The 20,731-nt window shown below is 59.2% G+C and carries 20 protein-coding genes; 9 read left to right on the top strand and 11 right to left on the bottom strand.

The features are described from left to right. The first annotated feature begins 134 nt into the window (after nt 1-134). Entirely contained in the window at nt 135-1,040 is a 906-nt protein-coding gene (gene sdaAA, locus HW554_RS17345; RefSeq protein WP_176909837.1) for an L-serine ammonia-lyase, iron-sulfur-dependent, subunit alpha, read from the top strand. 47 nt (nt 1,041-1,087) lie between these two features. On the opposite strand, the gene HW554_RS17340 is transcribed toward sdaAA, so the two are convergent. The 6 genes from HW554_RS17340 to ispF form a co-directional block, all read right to left on the bottom strand. After that, nucleotides 1,088-2,005: a type II toxin-antitoxin system HipA family toxin gene (locus tag HW554_RS17340; protein WP_176909836.1), complete on the bottom strand. Its 918-nt coding sequence runs from the start codon at nt 2,003-2,005 to the stop codon at nt 1,088-1,090. An 85-nt stretch (nt 2,006-2,090) separates the two neighbouring features. Continuing rightward, nucleotides 2,091-2,423, bottom strand: a complete 333-nt coding sequence (locus HW554_RS17335; protein ID WP_176909835.1) for a HipA N-terminal domain-containing protein — start codon at nt 2,421-2,423, stop codon at nt 2,091-2,093. Next, nucleotides 2,420-2,614, bottom strand: coding sequence for a helix-turn-helix transcriptional regulator (locus tag HW554_RS21140; RefSeq protein ID WP_176909846.1), 195 nt, complete (start codon nt 2,612-2,614; stop codon nt 2,420-2,422). The genes HW554_RS17335 and HW554_RS21140 overlap by 4 nt, the downstream gene beginning before the upstream one ends. 163 nt (nt 2,615-2,777) lie before the next feature. Further along, on the bottom strand, nt 2,778-4,175 hold the full coding sequence (locus tag HW554_RS17325; RefSeq protein WP_176909834.1) for a LutB/LldF family L-lactate oxidation iron-sulfur protein: 1,398 nt from the start codon (nt 4,173-4,175) through the stop codon (nt 2,778-2,780). Nucleotides 4,176-4,408: 233 nt separating this feature from the next. Further along, a complete protein-coding gene (locus tag HW554_RS17320) occupies nt 4,409-6,085 on the bottom strand; it encodes a M28 family peptidase (RefSeq protein WP_176909833.1) in 1,677 nt (558 codons plus the stop codon). 48 nt (nt 6,086-6,133) lie between these two features. Then, the gene (ispF, locus tag HW554_RS17315; RefSeq protein ID WP_176909832.1) at nt 6,134-6,616 is read right to left on the bottom strand and encodes a 2-C-methyl-D-erythritol 2,4-cyclodiphosphate synthase; all 483 of its coding nucleotides are present in this window, start codon (nt 6,614-6,616) and stop codon (nt 6,134-6,136) included. 240 nt (nt 6,617-6,856) lie between these two features. On the opposite strand from ispF, the gene HW554_RS17310 reads away from it, so the two are divergent. The 6 genes from HW554_RS17310 to HW554_RS17285 all read left to right on the top strand — a co-directional run bounded on the left by HW554_RS17310 (nt 6,857) and on the right by HW554_RS17285 (nt 14,854). Next, nucleotides 6,857-7,471: a TetR/AcrR family transcriptional regulator gene (locus HW554_RS17310; RefSeq protein ID WP_176909831.1), complete on the top strand. Its 615-nt coding sequence runs from the start codon at nt 6,857-6,859 to the stop codon at nt 7,469-7,471. A 99-nt stretch (nt 7,472-7,570) separates the two neighbouring features. Further along, nucleotides 7,571-9,259 (top strand): TolC family protein, encoded by a 1,689-nt coding sequence (locus tag HW554_RS17305; RefSeq protein WP_176909830.1) that lies wholly within the window; start codon nt 7,571-7,573, stop codon nt 9,257-9,259. 65 nt (nt 9,260-9,324) lie between these two features. Next, on the top strand, nt 9,325-10,470 hold the full coding sequence (locus HW554_RS17300) for an efflux RND transporter periplasmic adaptor subunit (RefSeq protein WP_176909829.1): 1,146 nt from the start codon (nt 9,325-9,327) through the stop codon (nt 10,468-10,470). Nucleotides 10,471-10,545: 75 nt separating this feature from the next. Beyond that, the gene (locus HW554_RS17295) at nt 10,546-10,917 is read left to right on the top strand and encodes a four helix bundle protein (protein WP_176909828.1); all 372 of its coding nucleotides are present in this window, start codon (nt 10,546-10,548) and stop codon (nt 10,915-10,917) included. Between the two features lie 85 nt (nt 10,918-11,002). Then, a complete protein-coding gene (locus HW554_RS17290) occupies nt 11,003-14,416 on the top strand; it encodes an efflux RND transporter permease subunit (protein ID WP_176909827.1) in 3,414 nt (1,137 codons plus the stop codon). Between the two features lie 165 nt (nt 14,417-14,581). Then, on the top strand, nt 14,582-14,854 hold the full coding sequence (locus HW554_RS17285) for an acyl carrier protein (RefSeq protein ID WP_176909826.1): 273 nt from the start codon (nt 14,582-14,584) through the stop codon (nt 14,852-14,854). A gap of 151 nt (nt 14,855-15,005) precedes the next feature. Here the strand turns inward: HW554_RS17285 and HW554_RS21135 are convergent, their stop codons facing one another. Next, nucleotides 15,006-15,677 (bottom strand): YkvA family protein, encoded by a 672-nt coding sequence (locus HW554_RS21135; RefSeq protein WP_394354324.1) that lies wholly within the window; start codon nt 15,675-15,677, stop codon nt 15,006-15,008. 197 nt (nt 15,678-15,874) lie between these two features. After that, nucleotides 15,875-16,480, bottom strand: coding sequence for a C40 family peptidase (locus HW554_RS17275; RefSeq protein ID WP_176909825.1), 606 nt, complete (start codon nt 16,478-16,480; stop codon nt 15,875-15,877). A gap of 321 nt (nt 16,481-16,801) precedes the next feature. Here HW554_RS17275 and HW554_RS17270 point away from each other — a divergent pair, with 321 nt between their 5' ends. Beyond that, entirely contained in the window at nt 16,802-17,164 is a 363-nt protein-coding gene (locus HW554_RS17270; RefSeq protein ID WP_176909824.1) for a hypothetical protein, read from the top strand. A 160-nt stretch (nt 17,165-17,324) separates the two neighbouring features. On the opposite strand, the gene HW554_RS17265 is transcribed toward HW554_RS17270, so the two are convergent. Beyond that, on the bottom strand, nt 17,325-18,083 hold the full coding sequence (locus HW554_RS17265) for an SDR family NAD(P)-dependent oxidoreductase (RefSeq protein ID WP_176909823.1): 759 nt from the start codon (nt 18,081-18,083) through the stop codon (nt 17,325-17,327). A gap of 187 nt (nt 18,084-18,270) precedes the next feature. Here HW554_RS17265 and HW554_RS17260 point away from each other — a divergent pair, with 187 nt between their 5' ends. Beyond that, complete coding sequence (locus HW554_RS17260; RefSeq protein ID WP_176909822.1) at nt 18,271-18,771, top strand: hypothetical protein; 501 nt, start codon at nt 18,271-18,273, stop codon at nt 18,769-18,771. A 186-nt stretch (nt 18,772-18,957) separates the two neighbouring features. Here the strand turns inward: HW554_RS17260 and HW554_RS17255 are convergent, their stop codons facing one another. Together HW554_RS17255 and HW554_RS17250 are read right to left on the bottom strand one after the other, a co-directional pair. After that, complete coding sequence (locus HW554_RS17255; RefSeq protein ID WP_176909821.1) at nt 18,958-20,313, bottom strand: DUF389 domain-containing protein; 1,356 nt, start codon at nt 20,311-20,313, stop codon at nt 18,958-18,960. Nucleotides 20,314-20,369: 56 nt separating this feature from the next. Beyond that, a partial coding sequence (locus tag HW554_RS17250; RefSeq protein WP_218134768.1) for a DUF922 domain-containing protein occupies nt 20,370-20,731 on the bottom strand: 362 nt, incomplete at its 5' end.

Raw genomic sequence — 20,731 nt, 5'->3', positions numbered from 1 at the left:
CGGGGCCGGATTGCCGGGCACGAGTAATTTATGCCGATTTTTGCACCCCCGCCGTGCTGCCTTGGTTATGCGCGTACTACCTTGCCCGCCACCCGGAGCAAAGCCCCGCCTCGCTCCACTTTCCCACCCCGCCCATGTCGTTGCTCTTCACCAATTTCCATAGCTGGCAGGCCCACTGCTCCTCCACCAACGAACCACTTTTCCTGCCCGTACTGACTTATGAGGTGGAGCAGAAGGGCCGGACCGAAGAACAGATCTGGGACGGATTGCAGCGGGCCTACGACGTGATGCGCGATGCCGTGCACACCGGCCTGACCCAGGACATGACTTCGCGCTCAGGAATGGTGAACAACGGGGCCAAGAAAATTGCCGCCTCGCCCATCACGGTGCTGTCGCCCGAGTTCAAAAACCTCGTTACACGGGCGCTGGGGGCCAAGGAAGTGAACTCGTGCATGGGTCGGGTGGTAGCCGCACCCACGGCCGGCGCCTCTGGAATTCTACCCGGCGTGCTGGTTACGCTCCAGGACATCCATAAGCTGGAGGACCGCTCTATTCTGGAAGGCCTATTGGTGGCGGCGGGCATTGCGCTCATCATCGAGCAGAATGCCTCGCTGGCCGGCGCCGTGGGCGGTTGCCAGGCCGAAACCGGCTCGGCCGCGGCTATGGGTGCCGGCGCTATCGTGTACTGCCTGGGCGGCTCGGTATCGGAGGTTTTTGCGGCTGTTGCCATTACCATCCAGTGTATGCTGGGCCTCATCTGCGACCCGGTAGCAGGCCTCGTGGAAGTGCCCTGCGTGGTGCGCAACGCCTCAGCCGCCGCCATTGCCTTCAGCTCGGCCCAGATTGCCATTGCCGGCGTCGACCCCGTAATTCCCGTCGATCAGTGCGTAGCGGCGCTGGGCGAAGTGGGCGAAAGCATGGAAACCCGCTACAAGGAAACCGCCCTCGGCGGCCTCGCCAACACCCCTCGCGGCCGCGAAATAGAAAAGATGGTCCTCGTGCAGGACGTTCAAATTCTGCCCGACGAGGACGGGGAATAGGGTGGTGTAAGCTGTAAATAGACCCCCCGGCGTTACCTGGGCAGTATTTAGCCGCCCAGGTAGCGCAGCCGCTGCCGCCGGTCGGCCAGCACGGCCGCGTAGCGCACTTTCAGCTCGTCGGGCAGAAATGAGCGGTCAATCAAGCCCTGCACCTTCGCCTCGTGCCCCACAATATCGGCCAGCAGGCGGCGCACGCGGGAGAGGGGCAGGCCCAGGCGGTGGCCGAGTTCCAGGAAATCAGGCTGTGCCAAGTACGCGTTGGCCTGGAAGCTTGGCGTTTCGTAATCATCGTCAAACAGGTCGAGGGCCAGCCCATTACCATCGTTTACGTGCAGGGCCGTGTTGAGCAGGTCGTAAGCGGGCGTAAGGTGGTAGTCGCCGGAGGGCAGTCGATAGCGCGAGAAGTTCTTGAGGTGCGCGTCGCCGTTCGACACCAGATAGTTAAACAGCGTGAGCCGGAAGAACTCGTCGAGTGCCGGCGGTACGGCTGTCACGCCGCGCCGAATCAGATGGGCAACATGTTCGTGATTGGAGTCATATTTGAAGTTTTCGCCGTGCGTATACCGGCTGCGGCCATCCGCCTGGGCGAAATCTTCCTGCAACAGCCGCCCGGTAGGCAGCACATCAAACCGGCGGGTCAGGTAAGCGCCCGTCTGGTTATCGGCAAACGACAGATAGGCGTTGGCGGCGGTACGCAGCCCGAATACCTGCCGGGCCAACTGCATCGTCAGGTGCTCGTTGGCTGGTACGGCTTCGGTATGTTTGATGTCAAAACTACGGGGCGGGGGCTTCAGAATAAACTCCAATGGCCCCCGCTGCCCGCTGATTTCCAACTCGTTTTCGGTCAGTAGCAACGAAATCTTGAACTGTACGCCCGAAATAGAGATGCGCTTAATCGTTTCGGACGGGCCGCGCTGGAATTCCCGGGGAATACCGGTCAGGGAAAACGGTAGAACGGGCGACACTTTTGCTCCGTCAAAAAGTAGTTTCCGGCAGGTGGCGCAAAACTGAGGCTTGTTGCTTTTTAGTGCTTTGAGGCAGCCAGAGCACTTAGTCATGATTAGGCACCTCCCGAACCGTAATAGCGCCTATTGTTTGCGTATGCGCCGTGAGCAAGAGCCGTGAGAAGTCGTCATTCTCATCCAGATGCAACTGCCGCGTCTGCAACGACTTGTTGGTGCCTTCCGCCAATAGACCCGAAAAAAAGGGAAACAGGTAATTGGAAATGTAGGTCTGGCGAGTGGTGGGCAGGCTCAGGCTAATGGCGGGCCCGGCAGCCTGCAAATAAGCGTCATCATACCGAAAAACGTACTTGTCCGGCTCCCGGCTCAGCAACCCTACCAAGCGGTCATTGTCCAGCACCTGCGCAGAAATGGTTTTCATGAGCTGGTGCGCTTATTCAACGTGAGTTGCAGCCCGAGCACGTACAGCAGCCGAAGTAACGGCTGTAACCCGGGGTTTGCTTTACCTGCTTCTATCTGTTTGAGGGCGCGTAAGGATATGCCAGCCAGTTCAGCTACTTGCTCCTGCGTCATGAGAAGCTCGTAGCGCCGTATGGCAAGTAAACTACCCATCTGGTCAGATGAAAACAACGTAAGCGGTAATAAATTTTCCTCCATCTAAATGGGTATTATAATGCCCTAATAGGTAATAATTACGTCAATTTCTCCGTAAATATAACTATACTATTTTGAGGGGTATTATAATGCCCTGAAACTATCCTATCATTAAGAAGATTCACTTCCGCGCCTTCCACAGCTGTCGGAATGTTTTGGGGGCTACCTGCACGGCGTCGCGGCGCTTGCTCCAGCCTACCTGACCCAGCAGGCGGCTGAGTACCCAGTTTTTGGCGGCGGCCGGGGCCAGGTCCCACACCCAGCGGCGCTGCATGCCGTGCAGCCAGAGCGCAATGGCGCGGCGCTCCTCGGGGTCGGTGTAGCCCTGTTGCACGCTTTGCTGGCGGTTTTTGAGCAGCAGGTTGTGAATGGGGATTTTCACCGGGCACACCGAGGTGCAGGCGCCACACAGGCTGCTGGCGAAGCTCAGGTGCTTGTTCTCTTCCAGGCCCGAGAGGTGGGGTGTGATGACTGAGCCGATGGGCCCCGAATAGGTGGCCTCGTAGCTATGGCCGCCAATGTTCTTGTACACCGGGCACACATTCAGGCAGGCACCGCACCGAATGCAGTTGAGGGCTTCGCGCTGCTCGGGCTGAGCTAGCAGGTTGGTACGGCCGTTGTCGAGCAGAATGACGAACATTTCCTCCGGGCCATCCTTTTCCAGCGGCTGGCGCGGGCCGGTATAGATGGTATTGTACACCGTGAGCTGCTGGCCGGTGCCGCTGGTGCTGAGCAGCGGCCAGAACAAATCCAGGTCGCGTAGCCGCGGAATCACCTTTTCGATGCCCACAATGGCAATATGAGTGTGCGGAAACGTGGCCGACAGGCGGGCGTTGCCCTCGTTTTCGGTTACGCAGACCGCCCCTGTATCGGCCACCAGGAAGTTGCCGCCCGTGATGCCCACCTCGGCGGCCGTGTACTTGTCGCGCAGCAGGTGGCGGGCCGTGAGCACGAGTTCCTGAGCGTCGTCGGTGTGGGCGATGCCGAGGTGCTTGACGAAGATATCGGCAATATCGGCCTTGCTCAGGTGCATGGCCGGCGTGACGATGTGGTAAGGCCGCTCGCCATTGAGCTGCACAATGAACTCGCCCAAATCTGTCTCTACGGACTCGATTCCGCGCTTTTCGAGGTAGGCATTGAGGTGGATTTCCTCGGTGGTCATGCTCTTGGCCTTTACTACGGTGCGGGCCTGGCGGCGCTCCATAATTTGGCCTACTTCGGCTAAGGCCTCCGCCGCATCGCGCGCCCAAATAACCTTGCCGCCGCGTTTGGTGAAGTTTTCCTCGAACTGCAGCAGGTACTCATCGAGGTGATTGATAACCTCCGTTTTCAGGTAGGAAGCCCGACTGCGGGCCAGCTCGTGGTCGGCGTAGAAGCCCATGCCGGTGGTTACGGCCGCGTTGTACTTGCCAATGTTGAAGCGGATTTTGCGGCGGTGCTCCAGGTCGAAGGCCTTGCGGTCGGTATCAACCAGAAACTGGGCAGCTTTGGTGGGGGCAGGGGTGGCAGTCGGCTTCATAGCAATGGGGCGTCGGTGAAACAGAGTCAGACAAATATAAAAACCCGCCGGACCGGAATCGGTTCGGCGGGTTTCAGAAACGGGTAATAAACTGACGGCTATAAAAGAACGTCATGCTGAGCGCAGCCGAAGCATCTCTACCGCAGTGCTAATCCTGACGCAGGAGTTGGTTTGGCACTGCGGTAGAGATGCTTCGGCTGCGCTCAGCATGACGTTCTTTTCTAACAGCTAGGCTACTTCTTGTTCGAGTCTACCACGATGCGCTTGTCGCGGTTGGCGAGGTCCCAGGCGGTGTAGAACACGAGGCGGGCGCGCTTTTCCATCTGCGGAAACTCGATTTTCTCCACTTCGTCGCCCGCGGCATGGTAGTCGTCGTGCACGCCGTTGAAGAAGAAGGCTACCGGGATGCCGTGCTTGGCGAAGTTGTAGTGGTCAGAGCGGTAATAGAAGCGGTTGGGGTCTTCGGGGTCGTTGAAGCGGAAGTCGAGGTCTATTTTGGTATATTTCTCGTTCTGGGCCTGCACGATGGTGTGCAGCTCCGAGCTGAGCTTGTCGGAGCCGATAACATATACGTACTCCGGCTTGCCCTCATGGTCCTTGTCGGTGCGGCCCACCATATCGGTGTTCAGGTCGACTACCGTGTTTTCAAGCGGGAAGATTGGGTGGTCGGTGTAGTACTCCGAGCCGAGCAGGCCCTTTTCTTCGCCCGTTACGGCCAGAAACAGGATGCTGCGGCGGGGGCCGCGGCCTTCAGCTTTGGCTTTCTGAAAAGCCTGCGCCATTTCCAGCACCGTTACCGTGCCCGAGCCATCGTCGTCGGCGCCGTTGTGCACCTCGCCGTTGATGATGCCGATGTGGTCGTAATGGGCCGACAGAATCACCAGTTCGTCCTTGCGGTCGGTGCCTTCGAGGTAGCCCATCACGTTTTCCGTCACGAAATCCTCGTTTTTGCGCGCGGCCAGTACCGTGGCCTTAGCGGGCCGGAAAGGGCTCACGACCGGCTTGCCGGCCTGCGTTACGGCGGCGGCATACTTGGGTACCGTTTGGGCATTAGTGCCCAGCAGCTTGTAGCCAGCAGCCGGCGATACGAAGTAGGCCGTGGGCCGGGTGGTGCCGGGCTTGGCATCTTTGAAGGCAATACTGGGCCGGCTGATGTAGGGCGCCATGCGGGCGGCCAGCTTGCTGAAGTTGCTGTTGGGGTCGAAATCAACGAAGAACACCGAGCGGGCACCCTTTTGGGCGGCCATGGCCAGCTTGGCCCGATAATCCTGGCCCCATTTGCTGTTCTGGCCATCTTTGCCCAGCAGCGCGGTGCCTTTAGTGGTCTGGGGTTCGCCCAGCATAACCAACAGGTCCTTGCCCTTCACATCGCCCAGGCTGGCGTAGTCGGAGTAGCCGTCCTGCTCGATGCCGTAACCCGCAAATACGGGCTGGACGGCGGTAGGAGTAGCGAAACCCTGGCCCCCAAGGGCATAGAAATCGGTGAGCCACTTGTAGGTATCGGCTCCAATTTTAAGCGTGGCACCATCGGCCCAGCTGCCGCGCACCATGGTGAAGTGCTGAACGTAGGGGTTGTCGGAGTCTTTTACCGGACCCTGCAGGCCGAGGTAGGCGAACTGCTTGGCGAGGTAGTCGGCCGCCATTTTCTGGCCTTTCTCGCCGGTTTCGCGGCCCTCGTACGCATCCGAAGCCAGGATAGTGAGGTGCTGGCGCAGGTCGGCCTGGGTGATGGTTTCGGCGTAGGTGCGGGCTAGGTCGGCGGGGGCTGCCGCTGCGCTGGGAGTAGCCGCAGCAGTAGCGGCGGTGGCCGTAGCGGCCGAGCTGGCCGAGCCGAGCGGCTGCTGCGTAGCGCAGGAAGCGGCCGTGAAGCCTGCCGCCAGCAGATAGGCGAAATAGGATGGTTTGAGCATGGGTTTTTGGAGGGAGTTGGACGCTTGGATGGGTTGGGAAGCGGTGCCTTAGCCGTTTTTCACAATCAGCACCGACGCATAGGCGGCCACGCCTTCGCGGCGGCCCACGAAGCCGAGCTTTTCGGTGGTCGTGGCTTTGATGCTGACATCGTCGGCTTCAATACCTAGTACCTCGGCCAGCACACGCTGCATTTCGGGAATGTGGGGGTTGACTTTGGGCGCTTCCAGGCAGATAGTGGAGTCGATGTTGCCGATGCTATAGCCTTTCTCGCGCAACAGACGCGCAACTTCAGCCAACAGACGCTTCGAGTCTACGCCTTTGTACTGCGGGTCGGTGTCGGGGAAGTGGAAGCCGATGTCGCGCAGGTTGGCCGCGCCCAGCAGCGCGTCGCAGATAACGTGGATGAGCACGTCGGCATCGGAGTGGCCGAGGCCGCCGTGGGTGTGGGGCACCAGAATGCCGCCGAGCCAGAAGGGCAGCCCTTCCTGGAGCTGATGAACGTCGTAGCCGAAGCCAGTGCGGATTTTCATGGGGGAGAAGCGTTGAAGAACGGGCAAGTTACGGCTTCGGCCCAAAGCGGCCAGCGGGCCAAACCAAGCAGCTGAATAGGTAGCTCGTTAGCAGCCGGATCAGGTTGTGGGGGCAGCGGAAAACGGCTGCTTCATCAGCAGGCGGAAAGTGCAGGTTGCGGCCAGGGGAAAGTATATGCGGAATTATTTATGGAAACTCGTAACTCATTTAAAGTTTCCTGCGTACCTTTGCAGCATATTATGGAAATCAAAGACCGAATTCTGCAATCAGCCCTGCTGCTTTTTACCCGGAACGGGATAAAAAGCGTGTCGATGGACGACATTGCCTCTGACCTGGGTATCTCCAAAAAAACGCTCTACAAGTGGTTCGACAACAAGGATGACCTGGTTTCGGGCGTGATTGGCGGGCACCTGGACTGCGTGCAGGGCGAGTGCACCCACATTGCCAGCGAAGCCGAAAACGCCGTGGACGAGATGGTGCGGATAATGGAGTGGGCCAAGAGACATTTTTCGGAAGTGAACCCCAACACCATCCACGACCTGCGCAAGTACTATCCGGCCGCCTGGCAGCTCTTCCACAATCATAAAAACGAGTACATCCTCACCCAGATTCAGGCCAACCTGCGCCGGGGGGTGGCTGAGGGCCTCTACCGCCCCGACCTGGACGTGGAGGTACTCTCGCGCCTGCGTCTGGCCCAGATTGACGTGCTTTTCGACCCCGACATCTTTCCGCAAGCCCACTTTGAGCAGCCGCGCGTGCAAATGGCCTGCAACGAGCACTTTCTGCTGGGCATGGTCACGCTCAAGGGGCACAAGCTCGTCAATGTGTACCGCCACGTAACGGAAGAAGAATAGCGTTTTACCGCATAGGATTTTCGGCAAGCGTCTGAGCGCATCTAAGCGCTACGCACTGCCAACCAAGCACTAATACAGCAACTCCCGCTTACCTTTTATATGAAAAAGAACCTTCGCCTTTTGCTGCTGGCCGCCGGGCCGGGCTTGCTGGCCCCGGCCGGGGCCGCGCTGGCCCAAACGGCCCAACCTGCGCTGGGCACTACGCTCGATGCCACTTCGGGCACGCTGCCGCTGAGTTTGAAGCAGGCCATCGATTACGCCGTGCAAAACAAGTCGACGCTGCTGGCCACCCGCCTGGGCGAGCAGACGGCCAAGGCCAAAGTGGGCGAAATCCGGTCGGCGGGTCTGCCCCAGGTGAACGTGGCGGCCAATGTGGCCGACAACTTCAAGCTGCAGAAGAGCCTGGTGAATTTTGGGGCGCTGGGCGGTGGCGCATCGGCCACTACCCTGACCCCGGGAGATATTGCGGCGGCCCAGAATGGGCAGACGGTGAACCTGGGTACGGTAACGCTGCCCTCTGAGCCCATGCCGCCCCAGGCGTTTGCGTTCGGGCTGCAGTGGGCCGGCAACACCAGCGCCTCGGTGTCGCAGCTGCTGTTCGATGGTGCCTACCTCATTGGCCTGAAAGCGGCCAAAGTGTACGAGGAACTGGCCCAGAAGCAAACCCAGCAGGCCGAAATCGACGTGGTGGAGCAGGTGAGCAAGGCCTATTACAGCACTTTGGTAGCCCGCGAACGGCTGCAGTTGCTCTCGCGCAATGTGCAGCGCCTCGACACGCTGCTTTACCAGACCAACGAAACGTTTAAGGCGGGCTTCGCCGAAAAGCTGGATGTGCAGCGCCTGCAGGTGCAGCGCAACAACCTGGTAGTAGAGCAGCAGAAAGCCAGCCGCCTCACCGACCTGAGCGTGGCGCTGCTCAAGTTTCAGATGGGCCTGCCCCAGACCCAGACCGTAGCGCTGAGCGACTCGCTGAGCACGGCGCTGGTCGATGCCGGCTCGCTGCGCCGCACCTTGGGCGCCGCCAATTTTAACACCGGCGGCGGCGTGAGCGGCCTCGGCAGCGTGCCTACAGCGCCTGCCCTGGATTCGCCCAACAGTGCCGACCAGCGTGCCCAGGACCAGCAGACGGCCCTGAGCGGCGCGCGTACCGGGCAGCTGGCCGGCGCCATCAACTACAACAACCGCATCGAGTTCAGCACCCTCGAAACCCAGCAGGCGCTGGCCGGCCTCGACTTAGCCAACCGCCGGGCCGGTGCCTACCCACGTTTGCTGGCCACGGCGGCCTACGGCTTCTCGGGCTCGGGCCTCACCGCCGGCGACCTGTTTGCCTTCCGTGGACCCGACTCGCGCACTGGCAACGGCTTCTCGAACCAAAACTGGTTTGGCTTCGGCAATGTGGGCCTGAGCCTGCAGATTCCGGTGTTCGACGGCTTCCGGCGCAAGTACCTGGTGCAACAGTCGCGCATTCAGCAGCAAACCATTGAGCGGGGCTTCGAAACCCTGCGCCAGAGCATTGATTTGCAGGATGCCCAAAGCCGTACCAGCCTCATCAACGCCCTCGACGTGCTCGATAACCAGCGCGCCAACCTAAGCCTGGCCGAGGAAGTGTCGCGCGTATCGCGCATCAAGTTTCAGGAGGGCGTAGGTGCCAACCTGGAGGTGATTTCGGCCGAAACCGGCCTGCGTGAGGCCCAGACCAACTACTACGCCGCCCTCTACGACGTGCTGGTTGCCAAAGTCGACCGCGACAAGGCTACCGGCGAGCTGTTCCGCAAAGCGTCTAATTAATTCAAGCTGTTAGCTAAGAGCCAGTAGCTGTTAGCTTTTCCCCAACGACTCCATTCCTCTGTTATATGCGTCCTCTCTCTTTCCTGAAAGCTAACAGCTATCAGCTAACGGCTATCAGCTTACTATTCCTCGCTTCCTGCGGCGCCAAAGATCCGGCGGCGGAACTTGCCAAGCTCAAGCAGGAGCAGGCTACCAACCAGGCCAAAATATCGGAACTGGAAGCCAAAGCCGGCCCTTCGGAAGCCGAAGTGGCCCTGCAGGCTACGCCCGTGTCGGTTATTAAGGTGGCCAATGAGGACTTTAAGAGCTACCTCGAAGTGCAGGGCCGGGTCGATTTCGACCAGAACGCCACCGTATCGGCCCGCGCGGCCGGCACGCTTACCACGCTTAATGTGAAGCGCGGCGACCAGGTGCGCAAGGGCCAGACGCTGGCCACCGTAGATGGCTCGGTGCTCGATGCCAGCGTGGCCGAGCTAAAGGTGCGTATGGACCTGGCTAAGGTGATTTACGAGAAGCAGAAGCGCCTCTGGGACCAGCAGATCGGTACCGAAATCCAGTTTCTGCAGGCCCGCAACAACTACCGGGCGCTCCAGAGCAACCTGTCCACCCTTAACCGGCAGCGCGAGCTGTACCGGGTAGTAGCGCCCTTCAGCGGCACCGTAGATGACGTGCTGCCCAAGCTGGGCGAAACCGTAGCCCCCGGCGCGCCCGTGGTGAAGCTGCTCAGTAACAGCGGCAGCGGCAAAATCGTGGTCGATGTATCGGAAGCCTACGCCAACAGCATCAAGGTAGGCGACAAGGCGCTGGTTACCATTCCCGACCTCGGCGAAAGCGACCTGGCTGCCACCGTGCGCGTCGTGACGAGCACCATCAATCCTACCAGCCGAACCTTCACCATCGAGCTGCGCCTGGCCGACCCCGGCAAAGCGGGCCGCCTGCGCCCCAACATGGTAACCAACGTGCGCATTCTCAACTACAACCGCCAGAACGCCACCGTACTGCCCGTTGACCTGGTGCAGCGCGACGAGCAGAACAGCTACGTACTGGTAGTGGACGACAAAGGCGGCAAGAAAGTAGCCGCCAAGCGCATCATCAAAGTAGGCAACACCTACAACGGCAAAGTTGAAGTAACCGAGGGCCTGCAAACCGGCGACCAGGTGATTTCGGCCGGCTACCAGAGCCTGAACGAAGGACAGAGTATTAGCTTATAGCTGAGAGCCGTTAGCTGTTGGCTTTCGTTCAAGTTACCCGTTCCGTTTTCTGCTGATTTCATCTTGCAGTTTCTTATGAAGAACTACAAAGAGCTGAAGGTGTGGCAGCGGGGGCTAGAAATAGTAGCCGCAACCTATGAGTTGGTTCGCCAGCTACCCCGGGAGGAAACTTACGGGCTGCGAAGTAAGATGACTCGGGCGGCGGTTTCTATTCCTTCCAACATTGCCGAAGGCAGTAGCCGGACCAGCGAAAAAGAGTACAGGCACTTTTTAGAAATAGCGTTGGGCTCCTGCTTCGAACTGGATACGCAACTCATCGTTGCCGTTCAAACGCAACTATTGACTCTTCCTGCTGACTGCTTGTTAGCCGGTTTGTTGGAGGAGGAGATCAAAATGCTGCATGGCTTTATCAGCCGGCTCACAACGAACGAAAGACCAACATCCTAAGCTCCATCAGCCGGCCACACCGGTCGGCTGGTATCCCAAGACAAGCTAATAGCTAACAGCTATCAGCTAATAGCTCAAAACAGCCATGCAGGACACCGGAAAAGAATTCGGACCCACCAGTTGGTCCATCGATAACAAGACGACGATTTATATCATCACGCTGATTTTGTGCCTGATGGGTATTTTCGCCTACATCAAGCTCGGCAAGGAGAAATTCCCCGACATCGTGATTCCGCGCATTATCGTGGCCACGATTTACCCCGGTACTTCGCCCACCGACATCGAGAACCTGGTGACGCGCCAGCTCGAAAAGGAGATTAAGAGCGTGAACGGGGTGAAGAAGATTTCTTCGACCTCGAACCAGGACTATGCCATCGTGGACGTGGAGTTTAGCTCCGGCGTCGACGTGCAGTACGCCAAGCAGCTTATCAAGGACGCCGTGGACAAGGCCAGCTCCGAACTGCCCAACGACCTGCCCTCGCCGCCCACCGTGCAGGAAGTAAACCTGTCGGAGCAGCCCATTATGAACATCAACCTGGCCGGCAACATGCCCGTCAGCCAGCTGAAAAAGTACGCCGACGACTTCCAGGACAAGATTGAGGCCCTACCCGAAATCACCCGCGTGGATATCATCGGTGCCCTCGACCAGCAAGTGAACGTGGACGTGGACCTGAACCGGTTGCGGGCTTCGCGCCTGAGCTTCTCGGATATCAGCGCTGCTATTGCCCGCGAGAACGTGACCATTTCGGGTGGTACCGTGGACGTGGGCAACCAGAAACGCGCCGTGCGCGTGGCCGGCCAGTATGTGCGGGCCGAAAACATTGCCAACATCCAGCTCAAAAACCTCAACGGCTCGGCCGTGCGCCTCGGCGACATTGCCACCGTTACCGACGGCTTCAAGGACCGGGAGTCGTTTGCCCGCCTCGATGGCAAGCCGGCCGTAACGCTGAACGTAGTGAAGCGCCAGGGCGAAAACCTGATTGACGCCTCCGACAAAATCAAAGAAATCATTGCTGAGGCGGAGCTGACGCTGCCCCAGGAGCTGACCATCACCGTTACCGGCGACACCTCCAACGACACCCGTGTAACGCTCCACGACCTGATCAATACCATCATCATCGGCTTTATCCTGGTAACGCTGATTCTGATGTTCTTCATGGGCACCACCAACGCCCTGTTCGTGGGTCTTTCGGTGCCGCTGAGCATGTTTTTGGCTTTCGTGCTGCTGCCCACGCTCGATTTCTCGCTCAACATGATTGTGCTCTTCGCCTTCCTACTGGCGCTGGGAATCGTGGTGGACGACGCCATTGTGGTGATAGAGAACACCCACCGGCTGCTGCACGAGCACCCCGAACTGACCACGGCCCAAGCCGCCAAGTACGCTGCCGGTGAGGTATTTATTCCGGTACTGGCCGGTACGCTCACCACCGTAGCGCCGTTCGTGCCGCTCATGTTCTGGCCCGGCATTGTGGGCTCGTTCATGTTCTACCTGCCCGTTACCCTTATTCTGACGCTTATGTCGTCGCTCATCGTGGCCTTCATTATGAACCCGGTGTTTGCCGTGAGCTTCATGGAGCGCGAAGACCACCACACCGGCGAGAAGCCAAAGTGGGACCGGCCGCTGTCCATTGCCATTGGCATTATGGTGGCCATTGCCATCGGCGGCTTCCTGTTCGGCTCGACCTTCCTGGGCAGCCTGATGCTGACGCTGGCGGTGCTCGTAATTCTGAACCGCTTCGTGTTCGTCCACCTGATTGCCGGTTTCCAGACCAAGGTGTTGCCGCGCTTCCAGGATGCCTACGGCCGCCTCGTGGACTGGGCCATCTCGTGGCCGAAAGCCATTATGTTCAGTATGGTGGTGTTGTTTGTGGTGTCGATTGTCGCTATCGGTGCCCGCAGCCCTAAAGTGGACTTCTTCCCCAAAGGCGACCCTAAGTTCATTTATACCTACCTGAAAATGCCGGTGGGTACTCGCGTGGCCGTAACCGACTCAGTGGCCCGTATCCTCGAAAAGCGCATCTACGGCGTTATCGGCAAGGATAATCCTGATGTGGAATCGGTGATTACCAACGTGGCCATTGGTGCCGCCGACCCCGGCGAAGCTTCGGCCGCCGGTACTTCGCAGTCGAACCTGGCCAAAGTGGCCGTGGCTTTCAAGGAGATGAGCGACCGGACTGGACCGGCAACGGCTGGCTACATGGACAAAATCCGGGAGGTGGTAAAAGGCATTCCGGGCACCGAAATTTCGGTGGACCAGGAAAGCAGCGGCCCGCCCACCGGCAAGCCCATTGCCATCGAGGTATCGGGTGATGACTATCCGACGCTCATCGCGCTCAGCAAGAACGTAACCAGCTATATCGACTCGCTCAACATTGGCGGTATCGAGCAGCTGCGCTCGAACCTGGAAGACCGCAACCCCGAAATTGCCGTCGACATCAACCGGACCCGCGCCAACCGGGAGGGCATCAGCACGGCCCAGATCGGGATGGAGGTGCGCACGGCCATCTACGGTACCGAGGCCAGCAAATTTAAAACCTCCGACGACGAGTACCCGATTCAGGTGCGTTACGCCGAGCCTTACCGCTCCGACATCGACGCCATCCTGAACTCGCCGCTCACCTTCCGCGACGCCACGGGCCTGGTGCGCCAGGTACCCATCGCCTCGGTAGCCGATGTGCGCTATGGCACGACCTACGGCGGCATCAAGCGCAAAGACGTGAAGCGGGTGATTACGATTTCCTCGAATGTGCTCGGTGGTTTCACCGGCCCCGACGTGGTGCGCCAGATCGAAACCTCGCTCCGCTCGTTCCCGGTACCGCCCGGTTACACCGTGAAAATGGGCGGCGCCCAGGAAGACCAGAAGGAAACTTCCGACTTCCTCGGCATTGCCGCCGTGGGTGCCATCGGCCTCATCTTCCTTATTCTAGTGATGCAGTTCAACTCCGTTAGCAAGCCGATTATCATCCTGGCCGAAATCATCTTCTCGGTTATTGGGGTGCTGCTGGGCCTGGCCATTACGGGCATGAATATTAGCATCGTGATGACGGGCGTGGGTATCATTGCCCTGGCCGGTATCGTGGTGAAAAACGGTATCCTGCTCGTTGAGTTCACCGACATGCTGCGCAGCCAGGGCATGCCCTTGCGCGAAGCCATCGTGCTGGCCGGCCGTACCCGCCTCAACCCGGTAATCCTCACGGCCACGGCCGCCACGCTGGGCCTGATTCCGCTGGCTATCGGCCTGAACGTCGACTTCTACGAGCTCTTCAACTCGGGCAGCCCCAACGTCTTCATCGGTGGCGAGTCGGTTACGTTCTGGGGTCCGCTGGCCTGGACCATCATCTTCGGTCTGGTATTCGCCACGCTCATCACGCTGGTGGTAGTGCCGGTGATGTACCTGATTACCGAAAGCCTGAAAATCCGCATCAAGGGTGAGCCCGAGGTGATGGCCGATCAGGAGGAAATTGACGCGGCCACGCCGCCCATTTTAGCTAAGTACTAAGGCAGGGAAAGCTCCGGATGGATTCAGGTCTTTCCAGAGCTTTTTTTTCTCGTGCTCTTGCAACCATTGCTACCGCTTCCGGACTCCTTCGCCCGAACGGGCGCGGGAGGCTCTGCCTCTGCCTCTGGTTCCGTTCCGTTTTCTTTATTTCTGTTGGCTCGTTTCATGTACGCCTCCACCACTACCGCTCCCAAAACTATTCAGCAGCAGGTGCTGCGCATCATCAGCAAGCGCAAGGCTATTAAGGCGCGCCGCCTGCGCATTGGGTGCAACCTGAGCCGCGAGCTGGGCTTCGACACCGTTGATGTGGTTGATATCATTCTGGAGTTGGAGCGCAACTTTCATATCGTTATCCCCGACGAAGTGCCGCTGACAACCGTTGGCGACTTCGTGAACTACGTTGTCAGCCACACGCCTACGGAGGCCCAGGCCGCGTAGTTTGTTAGCTGTTAGCTGTTAGCTGTTAGCTGTTAGCTGTTAGCTGTTTGGAAATTCCTGCCGCGCCGATCAAAAGAAAGGCCCCGCACTCAATCGAGTGCGGGGCCTTCTGCGTTTTTTCAGCTAACAGCTAACAGCTAACAGCTAACAGCTAACGTACGTTACCGCCCGTATCCCCACCGGCCGGACGGTCGTGGGTCGAGAAGTTGGGCTCGCGGCTGCTGTCGGTAGTATTGGCAGCTACGTCGGGCTGAGTGGCAGCAGGGGTGCCGGTGGTCTGGGTAGTAGTGGGCTTGTTGGCCTCTGAACCCATATTGCCCATCTGCCCCATGGTCGAAACCGCGGTTTCGGTTTTCGAATCGGAGCTGGTCCAGGGCTGGTCGTCAGTATCCTTTACCAAGGTGGGGCGGGTGTTCTCCCACTCGGCAAACCGGGTCAGCTCGTCCTGGATAGTCGTGCTGAACCAGGCAACCAGTGCCACATCGTCGAGCAGGCCCAGCACCGGGATGAAGTCCGGAATCAGGTCTATAGGGCTCAGAAAGTAGATGGTAACGGCTACTGCGGCCACTACAGTGGTAGTAGGCAGGCCGGTATATTCGCCCGACGCCGATAGTTTGATAAGCCGGAACATGGTCTGCATGGTTTCCCAGGCCTCGTGGGCAATAGAGCCCATGTCCTTCTTGCTGCTGGCTTTATCGTACGCGTCAGTCAGCAACTGCTTCATTCGCGTAGGCTTTTTAACGTATTCCTCAGCCTTGCCGAGGAATTTCTTGAACAGAGGCGAAGAAGCTACGTCCTGTCCTTGAGGGTCTTGCTTATCCATGGAAGCGCAATAAAATAGAAAGGGAGGGTACCGGCCCAAGTGCCGGTGTTGTGCTATACTCTATCAGGCCAAAATGGTTTTAGCCACTTCCTGCACATGCTGCCCCGGTCAATTGCAGCACCGGTTACCGGTAACAGCCGCGCCCCGTCGGGAAGGACGGGGCGCGGCGGTAAGCAGGATATGGAATCGGGGGATGCCTAGCGGTCGACGCGGCCGGCGGCGTAGAAGTTGCGGCTATAGTAAGCCTGCTGCAGCGAGCTAACCATTACGCCGCCATTGGTAGCAGCGTGGGCAAACTTGTTGTCCTTGAGGTAAATGCCTACGTGGTAGATGGGCTGGCCCGGACCCCGGCGAAAGAATACCAGGTCGCCGGTCTGCATCTCGTCCTTATCAACGCGCTTAACGGTGCCGAACATGGAGCGCGAGCTGCGCTGCAGCGTGAGGCCGTACACCTCCTTAAATACACGGGTAACAAAGCCGGAGCAGTCGGTGCCACTTTTGCTGCTGCTGCCATAGCGGTAAGGCGTGCCCAGCCAAGAGGCTACGGTCGCCAGCAGCGACTTGTTTTCGTTGTAATCAGTCTCGATACCCAACCGCTCGGCTACCTTATCGTAGGCCGCCGAGTCGGCGTTCGACAGGGTGCGGGCGTTGTCGCCTTCATCGGCGGGCAGCAAACCGCCTAGTAGGGAGGCTTGTTGGGAAGAAGCAACCACTAGGTTGCCAGACGCGGCGGGGGCTTGCTCGAATAAAAAGGAGAGGACCATGGCGGCCGCGGCGAGGCAATAGAGGATGCTGTTTTTCATTGTCCGTCGGGAAGGTGCTGGCAGTATTGGCGGAAAGGCCCGTACTGCTCCAAAAGATGTTCGTTACTCGATAGGCAACCGGAAATCCGGATGGCAAAAGCGAAAAATAAGACACTAGCCCACTGCTTTTCCGGACTGGCCGGACAGAGGCGTGGAGTAAAGCTAGGTCCAAACAGACCGAACGACCAAGAAAAAAAACAGTTAAAAACAAATTTTCCTGTTATAGGTCAATTTATTTTGCAAATAGTCTTGCAACCGGCCCAACTCGGGTGGGTGATATTGCGTACATCTCGCCCTTTCCTTTCTTCTCCATACTGCCTTATGCAGGTAGCGCGCATCGTAGAAAACTCGCCCTTCGCCCGGTTGGCCCGCCTGAAACTGGCGGTGCCCAATGTGGCTATGGTACTGGGCCGTAGCATTCACCTGAGTGGCGTTACGCGCGAGGAGTTTCTGCGCGACCCGTTCTGGGTGGCGCACGAGATGGAGCACATCCGGCAGTTTGAGCAGCATGGGCGGCTGGGGTTTCTGGTGCGCTACCTGTGGGGCTGGGCCCGTCACGGCTACTACCACATCCCGTTCGAGATAGACGCCCGCACTGCCGCCGAGCGCGATGCCCACCACTACGCCCAGGGCCAGCCGCTGCCCTCTGCCGCCGAGCGCCACGCTACACCAAAGGTGAAATAGGCAGCTGCCGGATCAGTGCAAAAGGGCGTCATTCAGAGCAAAGCGAAGAATCTCGCGTGCTAATCGTTGGAGCATTACTGCAACGTAGGCACGCGAGATTCCTCGCTTTGCTCTGAATGACGCCCTTGTTCATTCAATCATTCACCAATTTGCTCACTGGCTAGAGTGCTGCCAGTCGGCCGCCATCGACAGCCAGCGTGGTGCCGTTGATGAAACTGGCTTCGGAGGAGGCCAGGAAGCAGACGGCGGCGGCTATTTCTTCGGGTGTGCCCACCTGGCCGGTGATTTTCTCTTTGCCGCTTTTCACGTTGGGGTTGCTCCAGAGCATGGGCGTATCCACGGCCCCGGGTGCCACCGAATTAACCCGGACGTGGGTATGCGGAATTTCCTGGCTCAGGCCCCGCACAAAGGCATCCATGGCTCCCTTGCTGGCGGCATACGGCACCACGTTGGGCGTAGTCTGGAAAGAGTGGACTGAGCTGATGGCCACGATGGCCCCGCCCTGCATATGGGGCAGGCAAAGCTGCGTGAGCCGGAACAAGGCGCGCAGATTGACATTCATCAACTGGTCCCAATCTTTGGGGTCGAGCTTGGCGATGGGGTCGAAGGTCATCATGGCGGCGTTGTTGATGAGTACATCGATGCGGCCCCACTCTTTGATGGTTCGCTCCACAGCCCGCTTCAGGTCGGCATCTTTGCCCACGTCGCAGCGGATGAACAGCGCCTGCCCACCAGCTTGCTCTACCAGCGCCACCGATTCCTGTCCTTCCTCTTTATTGCGGCCAATGATGACCACACGGCCTCCTTCGCGGCCCAGGCGCACGGCCGTGGCCCGCCCGATGCCGGAGGTGGCACCGGTAACGAAGCATACTTTGTCCTGAAAACGGCGGCTCGGGGCGGTAATAGGGGTGAAGGGCATACGCAGCGGAGGCAGTGGAAATAATACTGTCCCAACGGATACTCCGGCCGGATGTTTGGTGCCACGTTGCCGGTGCCGGCCAAAACACCTCTGCCAAATGGCAACTCTAGGAGGCCGTTTCACGAATACTATACAATAGGCCCGGGTTCGCCCGCTGGCAATACATCCATTTTAATCTCCTTTTGCTATGAGTACTTCAAAAACCAATCAGCCCGGCGATGCAGCCGGCAAGCACGTTGCCTTCACGCCCGCCCACCCCGAGGCCGGCAGCTCTTCTTCGTCCAGCAGCCAATCAGCCAGCGGTAACGCCCGCAGCCAGCACGACTCGGCCAACAGCCAGCCGACCGGCACCTCCAGCCAGCAGGCCAGCGGCCAGACAGATGGGCTGGAAGCCAAAGCCAAAGACTGGTTCAACCAGCAGCAGTGGTTGCAGAATGTTGATGTGAATCAGCTTTCCAAGCAAGTGAAAGACCTGGGCTCGAAGGCCGTAGAGCAGGTAAATCGGCTCAGCCCGACCCAGAAAGTAGTGGGTGGTGCCCTGTTGGTTAGCGGTTTAAGCTGGTTGGCACTGCGCTCCACGAGCAACAAGCGTAACAGTGCTTCTGCCGCCTCCGATGATGCTCATGACGATAATAGCTGGAAGCCGAGCAGCGAATCGGTGTACCGGGGGCATAAAACGGATGCCTGATTAGCGCGTAGCGGGTAACTCGCTTCCTACGCTTTATAGCAGGAGCTACAGCACCCGTTTTGTTCGTTTCCCCAGTCTTCTTATATAACGTCAGGCCTCTGTCGTTGCTGCTCCGGCAACAACGGCAGGGGCCTGACGTTTTTGTGCGGCGTTCCGCTACGCGTACTGCCGCCGCTAACGGGCGGCTTAGGGCTGCTCTAGCAGCCGTACGTGGCGCAGGCCGCCGCTACGCAGCTCCAACCACTGGCGCAGCCGCTGGGCTTCGGGCAGCGGCAACGGCCGGCGGCTGCGCAGGGCTACCACTACCACCGTGTCGGCCTTGAGCGAGTCGGTGGCGGGCTGGATGAGGGCGCTGATGCCCAGCTGCCTTACCAGCGGATGCTCAATCTGCACCTCGCGCAGCAGCAGCGAATCGGCAGGCAGTCCCGTCGGGATGATGGTAGCCGCCACCATACGCCGCAACCGCCGGGCAATCCGGTCGTCGTAACTGGCCAGCGTCTGCTCGCCCAGGCTGCGCACGTCTTCCAGCAAGCTCAGGCGTAACGAACGAGAATCAGCCGAGTCGAGGCGGCCCAGGCCCTGGCGCACAATCAGGCGGGCGTCGGGCAGGCTGTAAGCCGGCAGGCGGGCTTTCAGGCCACGAAGCTGCTCCGGTGAGAGTGTCTGGCCAGCCAGCAGCACATTTATAGTTCTGGTTTCAGGGCTTAGCCGGCGGGTAACGACATAGGAGTTGGTCTGGTTGAACTGCTCCTCTACAAAGCGCTGGGCATTTTGGGTGAACACCGTGCGGCGCACAATGCGGGCGGCCAGATAGACGCTGGGTACGGCCGTGAGCAGGGCCAGGCCCCACACCGCGAGCTGCACGCGGCGGGCACGCGCGCTGTCGGTAAACGTGGCCCTTGGAATGGGCAATATCCGCACTACCAGTAGCGTAGCCAGTACAATAAACACGCAGTTGATGGAGTATAGGTAGAGGGCCCCGAACATATATTGCCACTGCCCCATCGCCAAACCATAGCCTGCTGTGCATAGCGGCGGCATCAGGGCAGTGGCAATGGCCACGCCGGGCAGCACGTTGCTTTTCTCGCGCCGGGTGAGGGCCACGGCTCCGGCCGCCCCCCCAAACAGGGCAATCAGCACATCCCAGGTGGTGGGCACGGTGCGGCCCAGTAGTTCGGTGCCGGCGTCGGTGAGGGGCGTGAGCCAGAAGTAAGTCGCCGATACCAGCAGGCTGATAACCGTGGCCAGCAGCAGGTTGGAAAGCCCCCGCTGAATAATTTCGACCCGCACAGTAGCCGCCCCAAACCCAATACCCACGATAGGGCCCATCAGCGGCGAAATCAGCATGGCCCCAATTACCACGGCCGTCGAGTTGACGTTGAGCCCCACCGAGGCTACCAGAATGGCGAACATGAGTACCCACAGGTTGGTACCCCGGAACACCAGGCCCTCCTCCACATCCTGGACAATGTCGGTAGGTGTACCCATGTCCTGGGTCAGGTCGAAGCGCCGACGCAGCCAGCGGAGCAGCACAAAAATCATTGTTTAGGGCTAAGGGGCGACAAGAGGCGTAGCATCCAAAAGAGCTACTGTAAGCGCTAGAGGGCTACTTTGAAAGTCAGGGTTTTATCGGCGTACGCCTGTAGCTCGGCCAGCTCGCGGGCAATACGCTGTTGCCAGCCCGTTACCAGCGCGGGGTTCTTGTAGGTTTCACTGTCGTAGGCATCCTGCAACAGCTGGCTCTCGGAGTGAAGCTGGCGGAACAGGGTTTCGTGTTTTTGCTGCAACTCGCGCGTGTTGGCGGCCTGTTCGCCCAGCTGCCGCACAAATCGGCGGGCGAACAGCTCCGTAATATCAAAGTGCACCTGCTCGTGGGCCAGTACCAGCGAATCGGTGGCCGAAGGCTTGAAGTAGGAGTCGGGGCAGCTGAAGTAGGTTTCGACCGTGAGCCGGACCTTGC

The organism is Hymenobacter lapidiphilus (assembly GCF_013377885.1).
Lineage (GTDB): Bacteria > Bacteroidota > Bacteroidia > Cytophagales > Hymenobacteraceae > Hymenobacter > Hymenobacter lapidiphilus.
Note: the sequence above shows the minus strand (reverse complement) of the source record. Positions and strands in the feature narration are given on the sequence as shown.